This is a genomic window from Micrococcus antarcticus (assembly GCF_044872765.1).
GTDB lineage: Bacteria > Actinomycetota > Actinomycetes > Actinomycetales > Micrococcaceae > Micrococcus.
The window spans coordinates 1830983-1844028 of sequence record NZ_CP085253.1; the positions used below are offsets into that span (position 1 = coordinate 1830983).

The 13046-nt window shown below is 73.6% G+C and carries 11 protein-coding genes and 1 pseudogene; 5 read left to right on the forward strand and 7 right to left on the reverse strand.

Annotated elements, in window-relative coordinates; genetic code table 11:
• Positions 1-132 precede the first annotated feature (132 nt).
• Positions 133-954: a lysostaphin resistance A-like protein gene (locus tag LG274_RS08595; protein ID WP_404463947.1), complete on the forward strand. Its 822-nt coding sequence runs from the start codon at positions 133-135 to the stop codon at positions 952-954.
• Positions 955-979: 25 nt separating this feature from the next.
• Here the strand turns inward: LG274_RS08595 and LG274_RS08600 are convergent, their stop codons facing one another.
• Entirely contained in the window at positions 980-2344 is a 1365-nt protein-coding gene (locus LG274_RS08600; RefSeq protein ID WP_248116660.1) for a uracil-xanthine permease family protein, read from the reverse strand.
• A 106-nt stretch (positions 2345-2450) separates the two neighbouring features.
• Here LG274_RS08600 and LG274_RS08605 point away from each other — a divergent pair, with 106 nt between their 5' ends.
• Entirely contained in the window at positions 2451-3371 is a 921-nt protein-coding gene (locus tag LG274_RS08605; protein WP_404466044.1) for a carbohydrate kinase, read from the forward strand.
• A 182-nt stretch (positions 3372-3553) separates the two neighbouring features.
• Here the strand turns inward: LG274_RS08605 and LG274_RS08610 are convergent, their stop codons facing one another.
• A complete protein-coding gene (locus LG274_RS08610; protein WP_404463949.1) occupies positions 3554-4642 on the reverse strand; it encodes a malate dehydrogenase in 1089 nt (362 codons plus the stop codon).
• A 57-nt stretch (positions 4643-4699) separates the two neighbouring features.
• On the opposite strand from LG274_RS08610, the gene LG274_RS08615 reads away from it, so the two are divergent.
• Positions 4700-5545 (forward strand): HAD-IIB family hydrolase, encoded by an 846-nt coding sequence (locus LG274_RS08615; RefSeq protein ID WP_404463951.1) that lies wholly within the window; start codon positions 4700-4702, stop codon positions 5543-5545.
• A 40-nt stretch (positions 5546-5585) separates the two neighbouring features.
• Here the strand turns inward: LG274_RS08615 and LG274_RS08620 are convergent, their stop codons facing one another.
• The 3 genes and pseudogenes from LG274_RS08620 to LG274_RS08630 form a co-directional block, all read right to left on the reverse strand.
• Entirely contained in the window at positions 5586-7010 is a 1425-nt protein-coding gene (locus tag LG274_RS08620) for an amino acid permease (RefSeq protein ID WP_404466046.1), read from the reverse strand.
• 216 nt (positions 7011-7226) lie between these two features.
• On the reverse strand, positions 7227-8300 hold the full coding sequence (locus tag LG274_RS08625; protein ID WP_404463953.1) for a threonine aldolase family protein: 1074 nt from the start codon (positions 8298-8300) through the stop codon (positions 7227-7229).
• A 40-nt stretch (positions 8301-8340) separates the two neighbouring features.
• Positions 8341-9771: pseudogene (locus LG274_RS08630) on the reverse strand (DUF6421 family protein).
• A 30-nt stretch (positions 9772-9801) separates the two neighbouring features.
• Between LG274_RS08630 and LG274_RS08635 the strand changes: the two are divergent.
• Positions 9802-10233: an Lrp/AsnC family transcriptional regulator gene (locus LG274_RS08635; RefSeq protein WP_404466048.1), complete on the forward strand. Its 432-nt coding sequence runs from the start codon at positions 9802-9804 to the stop codon at positions 10231-10233.
• Positions 10234-10251: 18 nt separating this feature from the next.
• Here LG274_RS08635 and LG274_RS08640 read toward each other — a convergent pair whose 3' ends face one another.
• Entirely contained in the window at positions 10252-10800 is a 549-nt protein-coding gene (locus LG274_RS08640; protein ID WP_248116655.1) for an NYN domain-containing protein, read from the reverse strand.
• A gap of 116 nt (positions 10801-10916) precedes the next feature.
• Positions 10917-12029, reverse strand: coding sequence for a hypothetical protein (locus LG274_RS08645; RefSeq protein ID WP_404463955.1), 1113 nt, complete (start codon positions 12027-12029; stop codon positions 10917-10919).
• A gap of 171 nt (positions 12030-12200) precedes the next feature.
• Between LG274_RS08645 and LG274_RS08650 the strand changes: the two genes are divergently transcribed.
• Positions 12201-13046 (forward strand): glycerophosphodiester phosphodiesterase, encoded by an 846-nt coding sequence (locus LG274_RS08650; RefSeq protein ID WP_298710882.1) that lies wholly within the window; start codon positions 12201-12203, stop codon positions 13044-13046.

The following is a 13046-nucleotide window of genomic DNA, read 5'->3' on the forward strand; positions in this document are numbered from 1 at the left end:
GACATGATGAGCACCGCCGACAGGACGAGCCCTGCGCCGTGGGGCCCATCCGCGGTGAAGGGGGCCCACGGCGCAGGGGTCGTCGACGGGGGCGGCCGAGGCGGGAGGGCCTCCCGGACGCTGCGCACGGCCGTGCTGGCCGCGTGCGCCCTGGCATATGCGCTCTCTGTGGGGTCAGTGGTCCTGGGCCATCCGAACGGGCTGACCGTCTCCGCCGACCCCTCCGCCCCGACCCTGCCCCTGTGGCAGGTGTTCCTGCCGCCCGTGGTGGGTGTCGCTCTGACCCTCCTGCTGCCGCCCCGGCGGACGTCCCAACCGGCGGTGGTGGGAGAGGCGCGGGCGTTACGGCACGGCACGGCCTTCCTGGTCGGGCTGGCCGTGCTCACGATCGGGCTCGGCCTCTCGCCGCTGTCCGACGTGGACTTCGTGCTCTCGAAGGCCCTGCTGTTCATGGTGCTGCCCGCCCTCGCGCTGCGCTTCGTGTGGCGTGGCGGGGTGCAAGTGCTCCGCGCTGGAGGGGCGTGGCGCTGGTGGGCGCCGCTCGCCGTCGTGGTGGTGTGGGCGTGGCTGTCCCAGGCGGCGCCGTGGGTGCCGGCCGCGGACTTCTCCGGCCACGACCTGACGTTCCTGCTCCTCGGGGCGGCGGTGACGGCGCTGACGGCGGGCGTGGGCGAGGAGCTGTTCTACCGCCGCTGGCTGCAGACGCGGCTGGAGGTGTGGCTGGGGCCGGCGGCGGGCATCGCGCTGACGTGCGTGCTGTTCGGGCTCATGCACTTCGGCACGCACGGGTCCACGGACCTGGCCCGGGATGCCGCACTGATCGTGGCGGTGCAGGGCACGTCGGGCCTGTTCCTGGGCCTGCTGTGGTGGCGGTACCGGAACATCGCGATGAACATCCTGGCGCACCTGATCATGAACGGCTGGGCCGTGGCGGCGTACCTGCTGACGCGGTGAGCCCCGGCAGGGCTCGCCGTCCACCTCAGCCGAGGCGGCCGGCCTGGGTGGCCTCGTACCGCTCGGCGTCCTCGTCCTCGGGGACCGGCTCGGTGCCGCGCCAGCGGGCCACGGCCGTCATGAGGTGGTGCACCACGAGCGCGGCGATCGTGCCGAGCGTGATGCCGCCGAACACCAGCCCGCCCGCCGTCAGCTGCGGGTCCGCGATCGCCACGATCAGGCCCGCGCCCGCCGTCATGAGGTGGATGGTGTTGGAGAAGTCCACGCGGTTCTGGACCCAGATCCGCACGCCCATCACGCCGATCATGCCGTAGAGGATGATGCCGGCGCCGCCGGCCACACCGGCCGGGATGGTCGCGACGGCGGCCCCGAACTTGGGCAGGAAGGCGAGGGCGATCGCGGTGAGGCCGGCCACCCAGTACGCGGCGGTCGAGTACACCCGCGAGCTCGCCATGACGCCGATGTTCTCCGCGTACGTGGTGGTGCCGACACCGCCGCCCAGGCCGGAGAAGGTGGTGGAGAGGCCGTCGGCGATCAGCGCGCGGCCGGTGAGCGGGTCAAGGTCCCGCTTGGTCATCAGGCCGACGGTCCTGACGTGGCCGATGTTCTCGGCGATCAGCACGAGCACCACCGGCAGGAACAGCGGCAGCACCTGGAGGCTGAACTCGGGCGCGTGGAACGGCGGCAGGCCCACCCAGGCCGCCTCGCCGACCGCGGCGAAGTCCACCTGGCCCTGGGCCAGCGCCAGCACGTACCCGGCCAGGATGCCCACGAGGATGGACAGCCGCCCGACGAGGCCGCGGAACAGCACCGCCGTGAGCACCACCGCCAGCGCCGTGCCGAAGGTGGTCAGGGGCACCTCCTGCATGGCCGCCGTCGTCGCGCCGGCGAGGTTCAGGCCGATCAGCGCCACGATGGTGCCCATCACGGCGGGCGGCATGAGGGCGTGGATCCAGCCGGTGCCGGACAGGTGCACGACGACGCCGATCGCCGCGAGCAGCAGCCCCGTCGCCATGATGCCGCCGAGCGCGGCGCCCGTGCCCTCGAGCGCGGTGGCCGCCGTGAGCGGGGCGATGAACGCGAACGAGCTGCCGAGGTAGCTCGGCAGGCGGTTGCCGGTGATCACGAGGAACAGCAGGGTGCCGATGCCGGAGAAGAGCAGCGCCGTCGTCGCGGGCATGCCGGTGATGGCGGGAACGAGCACGGTGGCGCCGAACATGGCCATCACGTGCTGCACGCCGATGCCCACGGTGCGTGGCCAGCTGAGGCGTTCGTCCGGGGCGACGACGGTGCCCGGCGTGATGGTGCGGCCGTCGCCGTGCACGCGCCAGCCGAACCCCCGGGAGGGGTCGGCGTGCCGAGCGGGTGAGGTGGGGGTGCTGTGGGCCATGGCCGCCTTGCCGTTCAGGAGTGGATGAGGGCGCCGGACCGGGCTTCGGATCGGGGCGGGCGTCGGTCTGTAGGGTACCGTTTGAGGTGTGTCTGAGTACTTCGGAGTGATCGGCGAGGCCCTGGTGGACGTGGTCCTCTCGGACACCGCCACGCCCCGAGCGCACGTGGGCGGGAGCCCGCTGAACGTGGCCGTCGGTGTGAGCCGCCTGGAGCGCCCCGTGCTGTTCGCCGGCCGCTTCGGCCAGGACGAGTACGGCGCCATGATCGCCGCCCATCTCGAGGGCAACGGCGTGCGCAGCCTCCTGGAGCCGGACTCCTCCCCGACGTCGCAGGCCACCGCGCGCCTGGACCCGACGGGCGCCGCCAGCTACGAGTTCGACCTCGACTGGACGCTGTCGCCCGCCGCCGCCCTCGTGCGGGACCTCCGCGCGGCCGCCGGCGGGTCGCTCAAGCACGTGCACGCCGGCTCGATCGCCACGATGCTCGCCCCCGGCGACGCCGAGGTCATGGGTCTGCTCGAGGCGCTCTCCCCGGAGACCACCGTCAGCTACGACCCCAACGTGCGGCCCAGCATCGTCCCGGACCGGGTGTTCGCCCGTGCTCGCGCCGAGGAGTCGGTGCGCCTCTCCGACGTCGTCCACGCCTCTGACGAGGACATCGCCTGGCTCTACCCGGACCGGCCGCTGCTCGAGACCCTGAAGGCGTGGCAGGCCATGGGCCCGGCGTTCGTGGTCATGACGCGCGGCGCCGAGGACATCGTGGCCGTCACTGCACACGGCGTGCGCGAGCGCCCGATCGTCCCCGTGGACGTCGCGGACACCGTGGGTGCCGGCGACTCGTTCACCGCGGCGCTCCTGGCCGCCCTCGACGACCGCTCCCTGCTCGGCGCGGCCCACCGGGAGCGGCTGCACGCCATGGACCCGGCCGACGTCGAGTCCGTGCTGATCTACGCCTCCCGCGCCTCCGCGATCACGGCGTCCCGCCCGGGCGCCGACCCGCCGACGCGGGCCGAGCTCGCGGGCTGACGACGACGCGGGCGGACACCGTCCGACGCAGAGCGGTCACAACACGCCGCGTGCGGACGCCGTCGGACGCAGAGTGGTCACAACACGCCGCGTGCCGTGTCTCCAGACGGCGTGTCGTGACCACCCTGAGGGGCGGGCGGCGCCCCGTCGTCCGGCGCCCGCCCGTTCCCCAGCCGGCTCGCTCAGAGCAGCCCGAGCCCCGTGACGGCCTCCCGCTCCTCGTCGAGCTCGGCCACGGTCCTCTCCAGGCGCTCAGCCGCGTCCGGCAGCAGAGCGGCGTCTGGCTCCAGGCCCGGCACGATCCGCCACTGCCCGCCCTCGGACACCACCGGGAACGAGCTGATCAGGCCCTCGGGCACGCCGTAGGAGCCGTCGGACACGATCGCCGCGGAGGTGCGCCGGGCCTGCCCGTCCGTGCCCACGCCCGTGCCGAGGAACCAGTCGCGCATGTGGTCGATCGTCGCGCTCGCGGCCGACGCCGCCGAGGACGCCCCGCGCACGCTGATGATCTCCGCGCCGCGCTCGGCCACCCGCGGGATGAACTCCTCGGCGGCCCATCCGGCGTCCACGACCTCGAGCGCGGGGCGCCAGCCGCCGTCGGCGCCGCCCACCCGCACGCGCGCGTGGGTGAGGTCCGGGAACTGCGTGGCCGAGTGGTTGCCCCAGACGGTGATGCCGTCCACGTCGGTCACCGCGACGCCGGCCTTCGCCGCGAGCTGCGAGACCGCGCGGTTGTGGTCCAATCGGGTGAGCGCGGTGAAGCGGTCGGCCGGCACGTCCCGAGCGTGGGAGGCAGCGATCAGCGCGTTCGTGTTCGCCGGGTTGCCCACGACGACGACGCGCACGTCCTCCGCTGCGTGGTCGTTGATCGCCTGGCCCTGGGGCCCGAAGATGCCGCCGTTGGCCTCGAGCAGGTCGCCGCGCTCCATGCCGGCCGAGCGCGGGCGGGCGCCCACGAGCAGGGCGTGCTGCACGCCGTCGAAGGCCACCGCGGGATCGTGCGTGACCTGGACGTCCGCGAGGAGGGGGAACGCCGCGTCCGCGAGCTCCATCGCCGTGCCCTCGGCGGCCCGCAGCGCCGCCGGGACCTCGAGCAGGCGCAGGCGCACGGGGACGTCGGCGCCGAGCATCTCGCCGGAGGCGATCCGGAAGAGCAGCGCGTAGCCGATGTTGCCGGCCGCGCCGGTGACGGTGACGGTGCGGGGGGGCTGGGCCGCACTCATGGGGGCGGGGGCGGGGGCGGTGCGCGCGGCGCTGCTCTGGGTGTCCATGCGCTCATCCTGCCAACTGCCCGCGCCCCTCGCGAGGACTCCGCCTAGACTCGACGCATGCCTCTGCCGACCTCGATCCGCCGCCCCCGGCTCGTCGCCACGGACCTGGACGGCACCGTCATCGGCTACGCGCACACCCGCTCGGGGCGGCTCTCCCCGCGGACCATCGCGGCGCTGCGGTCGGCGCACGAGGCGGGCGTCGTCGTCGTGTTCGTGACGGGGCGGCCGCTGCGCTGGCTGGACGCGCTCGCGGACCAGCTGGGCGACGTCGGACCGGTGATCTGCTCCAACGGCGCCGTGGTGGTGGATCCCGCGACCGGCGAGGTGCTCGAGTCCCGCCCGATGGAGCGGGGGACGGTGTGGACGGCGGTCGAGCGGCTGCGGGCCCTGGACCCCACCGCCACGTTCGGCGCCGAGACACTCGACGGCTTCTTCTGGGAGACCGCGTTCACGGAGGCGTCGGCGTTCGAGGACGCCACGCCGGCCGCGGCTGCCCTCGAGGGCGTGCTGCCCGCGGAGGCCGTCGTCGTGAAGCTGATGGCCCGCTCCACCGCCCTCGAGCCGGACGCGTTCCTGGAGGCCGCGCGCGCCGAGCTCGGGGAGCTCGTCAGCGCGACGCACTCCGCGCCCGGCGTGGCCCTCGTGGAGATGTCCGCGCCGGGCGTGCACAAGGCGGCCACCCTCGCGGACTTCGCGGCGAGCCGGGGGATCGCGCCGGCGGACGTCGTCGCCTTCGGGGACATGCCCAACGACGCCGAGATGCTTGCGTGGGCGGGCCTCGGCTGCGCCGTGGCCTCAGGCCACATGAGCCTGCGCGCGGCGGCGGACGCGGTGGTCGGGGCCTGCGACGACGACGGCGTGGCCGGGGCGATCGAGGAGCTGCTGGCGCTGCCGGAGGTCTGACGGGCGGGCGCGGCCGACCGGCCCGGCCCGGCCGCCGGGGTCACCAGCGCTCGCGGGTGAGGTCGGCGTCCTCGGAGCGCACGGGCTTCGAGCCGGTGACCAGCTTATGGCCGAGCCACAGGGCCAGGAACAGCGGCAGGCCGAGGTACGCGGTGGCTGCGGCGAGCAGGTCCACGCCCTCGCCGAACGCCCCGTACCCCTGCCCCAGGACCACCACGGTGCACAGCAGCAGCGCGACGATCGGACCCAACGGGAAGAGCGCGGCGCGGTAGGGCAGGTCCTCGAGGCGGCCGCCCTGGACGATGTACGCGCGGCGGAACCGGTAGTGGCTCCACGCGATGCCCATCCACACGATGAACCCGGCCAGTCCGGAGGCGGAGACGAGCCACACGTAGGCGGCCCCGTCTCCGACGAGGGTGGTGAGGAAGCACAGGGCGCCGACGGCGGTGGTGACCAGCAGCGCGTTCATGGGAACGCCGCGGCGGTTGACCTTGGCGAGGAACCGCGGGGCCTTGCCCGAGTCGGCCAGGGCCCAGAGCATGCGGGTGGAGGCGTACAGCCCCGAGTTGCCGGCGGAGAGGATCGCTGTGAGGATCACGGCGTTCATCACGGCGGCCGCGGCCAGCACGCCGGCGTTCTCGAACACCAGGGTGAACGGGGAGATCGAGATGTCCTCCACGCCGCTGCCCAGCAGGTTGGGGCTGGTGTAGGGGATCAGGAAGCCGATCACGGTGATCGCGCCGACGTAGAAGAGCAGGATGCGCCAGAACACGGTGCGGATGGCCTTCGGGACGTTCCTCTCCGGGTCCTCCGCCTCGCCGGCCGCGACGCCGACGAGCTCGGTGCCCTGGAAGGAGAAGCCGGCCACCAGGAAGATCGCGAGGATGCCCGGGGCGCCGCCCACGAACGGGGCCTCGCCGGTGGTCCAGTTCTCGAAGCCCGGGGCGGCGCCGCCGAGGATGCCGGCGATCATCATGACGCCGAGGACGAGGAAGACCACCACGGTGACGACCTTGATGAGCGAGAACCAGAACTCGGACTCGCCGTAGGCCCGGGTGGAGAGCGCGTTGAGGCCGAAGAGGATCGCCAGGAAGAGCGCAGACCAGGCCCACGAGGGGACGTCCGGGAGCCAGTAGCGCATGACCAGAGCGGCCGCGACGAGCTCCGCGGCCACCGTGATCGCCCAGTTGTACCAGTAGTTCCAGCCGATGGCGAAGCCGAACGAGGGGCTGACGAACCGGGTGGCGTACTCCTCGAAGGCGCCCGAGACCGGCAGGTAGGTGGCCATCTCGCCGAGGGACTGCATGAGCAGGAACACCATGAAGCCGATGACGACGTACGCCAGCAGCGCGCCGCCGGGGCCGGCGGTGGCGATGCTGTTGCCGGAGGCCACGAACAGGCCGGTGCCGATGGCGCCGCCCATCGCGATCATCATCAGGTGGCGGGCGGCCAGGGTGCGGCGCAGGCCGTTGTGCGCCTCTGACGGGGCGGGAAGGGCGGCGGTGCTGGCGGCGGGGCCGGCGGCGGTGCTGCCGGCCGGCAGGGCGGAGCCGGGGGTGTCTCTGGAGTCCACGGAGGTCTTTCGTCGCTGGGGGCGGGCGCACGTCCGGCGCCTCCACCCCGGATTCGAGGTCGCAGAACTCTATACCCGGACGCGGCCGCGGCGCGCGTCGCCCTCGGGTCAGCCCGCCGCGGCGAGCTCCTCGCGCAGGGCCGCGACGAACGCGTCGACGTCCTCCTCCGTGGTGTCGAAGCTGCACACCCAGCGGACCTCGCCCGTCGCGGGGTCCCAGTCGTAGAACCGGAAGGACCGGCGCAGCCGGTCCGCGACGCCGGCCGGCAGGGTCGCGAAGACCGCGTTGACGTCGGTGTTCTGGGTCAGCGCCACCCCGGGGAGGGAGCCGTCCGCGATGCCGGCCGTCACGGCGTCGCTGAGGCGCCGGGCCATGGCGTTCGCGTGGCCGGCGATCCGCAGGTGCAGGTCCCCGTCGAAGAGCGCGATCAGCTGCGCAGAGACGAAGCGCATCTTGGACGCGAGCTGCATCTGGTGCTTGCGCAGGTAGGCCAGGCCCTGCACGGCGTCCGGGTTCAGCACCACGATCGCCTCCGCGGCGAGCGCCCCGTTCTTGCTGCCGCCCAGGGAGAGCACGTCCACGCCGGCGTCCGTGGTGAACGCGCGCAGCGGCAGGTCGAGCGCGGCCGCGGCGTTGGCGATCCGCGCCCCGTCCAGGAACACCGTCATGCCGCGCGCGTGCGCGTGCTCGGTGATCGCGCGGATATCCTCCGGCGTGTACAGGGTGCCGAGCTCGGTGGACTGCGTGATCGCGACGACGAGGGGCTGGGCCCGGTGCTCGTCCCCCCATCCCCACGCCTCGGCGTCGATCAGCTCGGGGGTGAGCTTGCCGTCCAGGGTGGACACGGGCAGGAGCTTGATCCCGGCGGCCTTCTCCGGCGCGCCGCCCTCGTCCACGTGGATGTGGGCGGTGTCCGCGCAGACCACCGCGCCCCAGCGCGGCAGCATGGACTCCAGGGCGACGACGTTCGCGCCCGTCCCGTTGAACACCGGCCAGGCCTGCGCCTGCTCGCCGAAGTGCCCGCGGACCACCTCCTGCAGCCGGGCGGTGTAGGCATCCTCGCCGTAGGCGGTCTGGTGGCCGCCGTTGGCCTCGGCGATCGCCGCGAGGACCTCCGGGTGCACCCCGGAGTAGTTGTCCGAGGCGAACCCGCGGCTCTCGGCGTCGTGGATCCTCTGCATGTCGGTCCCCTTCCGGTGGGTGGTCATCGTGCGACGCGCCTCAGGCGTCCGCGGCGCGGATGCCGGCCGTGGAGTCGATGACGCCCCGCATCTTCTTCTCGAGCGCCTCGAAGAACATGGAGAGCGGGAACTCGTCGTCGAGCACGAGGTCGGTGAGCCCCTTCGGCGGGCCCGCCAGCACGTCCTGGGGGAGGCCCTGCGCCCACGCCGAGGCCGGATGCGGGGCCACCACGGACGCGACCAGCTCGTGGGCCTTGAGCCAGTGCACGGTCTTGGGGCGGTCGATGGACTCCCAGTACAGCCGGTCGATCGCGTCGCCGAGCTCGACGACGGCCGGCGCCAGGCCCTCTCAGTCCACGCTGAGCTTCACGTCCCGCCACTCCACCACGTGCCGGCGGTGGAGCCACGCGAAGAGCAGCTGGCCGCCGAGGCCGTCGTCGTTGCGCACGCGGGAACCGGTGAGCGCGAAGCGGAAGACGCGGTCGAAGAGCACGGCGTAGTGCACGAGCTTCGCGTGACGCAGGGTCGCCTGCTCCGTCTCGCTCAGGTCCTCCCCGGCCTCCGCGCGGGCGGTGAGGGCCTGCTCGATCCGGACGCACTCGCGGAACGCGGTCAGGTCGCAGCGCATCTCCTCGAGCGTGTAGAGGAAGAACGGCATGCGCTGCTTGATCATGAACGGGTCGAAGGGCAGGTCGCCGCGCATGTGCGTGCGGTCGTGGATGAGGTCCCACATGACGAACGTCCTCTCGGCGAGGTCCTGGTCCGCCACGAGCTCCGCGGCGTCGGCGGGCAGGTCCAGCTTCGTGATGTCCGCGGCCGCGGCGACGACGCGGCGGAAGCGGGCCGCCTCGCGGTCCTGGAAGATCGCGCCCCACGTGAACGTGGGGATCTCGCGCATCGCCACGGTCTCGGGGAACAGCACCGCTGAGTTCGTGTCGTAGCCCGGCGTGAAGTCGATCAGCCGCAGGGACAGGAAGAGCTTGTTGCCGTGGTCGCCGGCCTCGAGGTCCGCGATGAACTCCGGCCAGATGGCCCCCACGATCAGGGCCTCGACGTGTCGGTCGGGCGAGCCGTTCTGGGTGTACATCGGGAAGACCACGAGGTGACGGATGCCGTCCACGCGGTGCTCCTGGGGCTGGAACGCCACGAGGGAGTCCAGGAAGTCGGGCACGCCGAAGCCGTCCGCCTCCCAGCGCGCGACGTCGCGGGGCAGGGCGGCGAGGTAGGCGGCGTCGTGCGGGAAGAGCGGGGCCAGCGTGGCGACGGCGGCGGTGATCACGGCGACGTGGTCGCGGGCGGCGGGGTGGTCGACGGGGTCAGGCACCGAGCCGTCCTCGGCCTGGAGTCCCTGGAGTGCCGTGGCGGCCGCCTTGAGTCGCAGCCAGGCCGGGTGGGACTCGGCGTGGCGGGCGTCCTCGACGACCTCCGGCTCGCCGATGATGGCCTGCTCCGTGGGCAGAGAAGTGGTCATGAACGCCTCCTGTCGCTGTGTCGCCGGTAAATCTCCCGCGATCCGCGTGCCACCCTCGCCCAGCTCTCGGAGCGGGTCGGCCTCTCCTCGTCCGCGGTGCAAGCGCGGCTGCGCAAGCTCGAGGGGAGCGGGGTGATCACCGGATACCGGGCGCTGCTGGACCCCGAGGCGGTCGGCAAGCCGCTCGCGGCCTTCATCGAGATCACGCCACTGGACCCCCGGCAGCCCGACGACGCGCCGCAGCTCCTGGAGGGGGTCGCCGCGATCGAGGCCTGCCACTCCGTGGCCGGGGACGCGGCGTACATGCTGTTCGTCCGGGTGGGCTCGCCACGCGAGCTCGAGGCGCTCGTCAACGAGATCCGCCACGTGGCCTCCGTGAACACGCGGACCACCGTGGTGCTGCAGACCTTCTACGAGCACCGCCCGATGCTGCCCCTCGAGGAGCCCGGCCCGGTGCGCTGACGCACGGGGCCCGGTGGCTCAGAGGAACTCGAGCGGATCGAACTCGGCGACGTCGATGACGCGCAGGCGCGGCAAGGACGAGTCGAACGCCTCGACCTTGTACTCGAGGTCGAAGAACTCCACGCCCGGGATGGCCCGCAGGATGCCGGAGAGGAACTCCTCGAAGCCGATGATGCCGGTGCGGCGGCCCGGGGTGGAGGCCAGGTCGGCCAGCTGTGGGGCGAAGTCGGCGTCGTGGCTGACGAGGACGACGTCGTCCTCGCGTGCCTGGAGCGCGGCCATGGTCTTCTGGATGCCGAGGTCCACGACCTTGCCCTCGCCGCGCAGCATGATCGGCTGGTAGCCGAGTGCGGTGAGCGCCTGCACGAAGGGGATCGGGATCTCGCCGTCGATGGCGAGGAAGAACAGGCCCTTGACGGGCTGGTTCCAGTGGTCCTGCATGAAGTGGAGCAGGCGCTTCCAGCGCGGCCGCTCGTCGGACTGGGGGCGCCGCTGGAGGATGGACGTGCCGAGGGTCGCGTCGATGTTCTCGCCGTCGACCAGCAGGTAGGTGGTTCGCTCGCTCACGGTCTCGAGGCTACCCCGCGGGGCGGACGCGGTCCGCGGGGCGGTGGCGGTGGCGGGGTGGAACTCGACGGCGGGCGTCTCGAGCGAGCCCGCGGGAAGGTCGGCGCGGCGGGCCATCAGCGGCCGCCGATCCGGTCCGTCACGAGGCGCGCCACGCCCTCGATCGGGCCCGCCCGCCAGGGCCGCGACCGCACGTACGTGCGCCACAGCAGCGGCAGCGCGATCGCACCGAGGATCAGCACGACCACGTTGAACCACGTGTCGTCCGCGCCGCCGGGCGTGCGCCACGGGCCGGGGCCCGCAGCGCGCGCCGCCCACCCGAGGTAGGCGTGGTGCGCCACGTACACGGACAGGGTCATGGAGCCGGGGACGGAGAGCAGCTCGGTGGCGGGGTTCGCGTGGTTCGGCACGACGGCGGCGCACAGTCCCAGCACCAGCAGCACCAGGCCGGTGTCCACGAGGACCTCGGGCACGGTGCCGGAGTACGGGACGGGCATCGCGCCGGTCCTCGCGCGGGAGGACGCGAGGACGACGCCGGCCAGGGCCGCCCCGCCGACCGCCCACCACACCGCGTCCACGCGCATGCGGCGGGCCGGGTCCTCGCGGGTCCCGTGCAGGGTGCGCAGTACGACCGCTCCGAGCAGCGCCCACGCGAGCAGCAGGGGCAGGCGGTAGGGCGCGTCGGTGAGCATCGTGGCCACGCCCGTCGCGAGGCGGTCCGCGGGCAGGCCCACCGCGTCGGCCAGCGGCAGGAGTGCGGCGACGGCCGCCGTCGTGCCCTGGGCCACGAGGGCGACGCCGCCGGACGCCGAGAGGAGGGCGAGGACGAGCTGCGCGGCGAGCGGGAGCGCGGCGAGCAGGCCCATCAGGAGGGCGACGACGGCGAGGTGCGGCAGGATGTCGTGCACCTGGGCGCCGAAGAACCCGACGAGCCAGGAGCACGCCGCGAGGACGAGCGCCCGGATGACCGCGCGGGCCGCCGCGCGGCCGATGCCCAGGTGCTGGACCTCGAGGCGGGCGGAGACGCCCACGAGCGCCGCGAACAGGGCCGCCGTGAGGTGCTCGGTGAGGTTCAGGACACCGCCGGGGCCGCCGGTGGGCGCGGTGTGGGCGAGCATCATCGAGATCAGCGCGAGGCAGCGGGCGACGTCGACCCAGATCAAGCGGTGGTGGACGGGGCGCGAGGACGGCCCGGCCCGGCCACGCGAGCGGGACGAGGTGCGGGGCACGGAGGGCTCCTGAAGACGGGGACGAGGTGGGTCCAGTCTAGGAAGCACCCTCGTCGCCGTCGGACTCGCAACGGGAGGTTTCCGGGCGCCCGCTACCCTGACCCCGTGACCCGCCGAACCGTGCCGTCCTCAGGCCCGTCGCCGTGCCCGCGTGCCCGTCCCGCGCGCTCCCTGCGTGCGCCCCGGCCAACGCCCCGTCCCGCCCCCGCCTACCTCGCGGACTCCCTGCCCGGCCGTGCCGGCCGGCCCCTCGGCTTCGCGCACCGCGGCGCCGGGAACGAGCGGGAGAACTCGCTGGCGGCGTTCCAGTCGGCCTGTGATGCGGGCTTCGCCTACCTCGAGCTGGACGTGCGCACCACGAAGGACGGCGTGCTCGTGGTCTTCCACGACGAGACCCTGGACCGCGTCACCACCGGCCGCGGCCGGATCTCCGACGTCACGTGGGAGCAGCTCCACTCCGTCACGGTCGGCGGCGAGCCGCTCCTGCGCTTCGCCGACCTCCTCACCGCACTCCCCGAGGCCCGCCTCAACGTGGACCTCAAGGACCGCGCGGCCGCCCCCGCCATGGCCCACCTGCTCGCCGAGCACGAGGCGTGGGACCGCGTGCTCGTCGCGTCCTTCCACGACTCCCGCCGCCGCCTCTTCCGGCGTTCTCTCACCGCCCTCGGCCACGCCGAGCGCGCGCACGGCCCGCACCGCATCGCGACGTCGGGCGGGGCCGCCGCCATCGCCGCGCTCGTCCTGCTCGGCCCGCTTGGCCTCACGGGGTGGCTGCGCCGCCACGCCCTCGACATCGACTGCGTGCAGGTGCCGATCCGGCACGGGCGCATCCGGGTGGTGACGGCCGACTTCGTGCGCCGCTGCCACGCTGCGGGCCTGCCCGTGCACGTGTGGGTCGTGGACGAGGCCGAGGAGATCGAGCGGCTCCTGGACCTCGGCGTCGACGGCGTCATGACCGACCGTGCCGACGTCCTCGCGGAGGTCTTCACGCGCCGCGGCCTCTGGCCGCAGCGCTGA

What these genes read in the sequence shown, in the direction of transcription:
- LG274_RS08600 (WP_248116660.1), bottom strand. Translation starts at nt 2,344, where the DNA reads ATGGCCCACAGCACCCCCACCTCACCCGCTCGGCACGCCGACCCCTCC.
- LG274_RS08610 (WP_404463949.1), bottom strand. Translation starts at nt 4,642, where the DNA reads ATGGACACCCAGAGCAGCGCCGCGCGCACCGCCCCCGCCCCCGCCCCC.
- LG274_RS08615 (WP_404463951.1), top strand. Translation starts at nt 4,700, where the DNA reads ATGCCTCTGCCGACCTCGATCCGCCGCCCCCGGCTCGTCGCCACGGAC.
- LG274_RS08625 (WP_404463953.1), bottom strand. Translation starts at nt 8,300, where the DNA reads ATGCAGAGGATCCACGACGCCGAGAGCCGCGGGTTCGCCTCGGACAAC.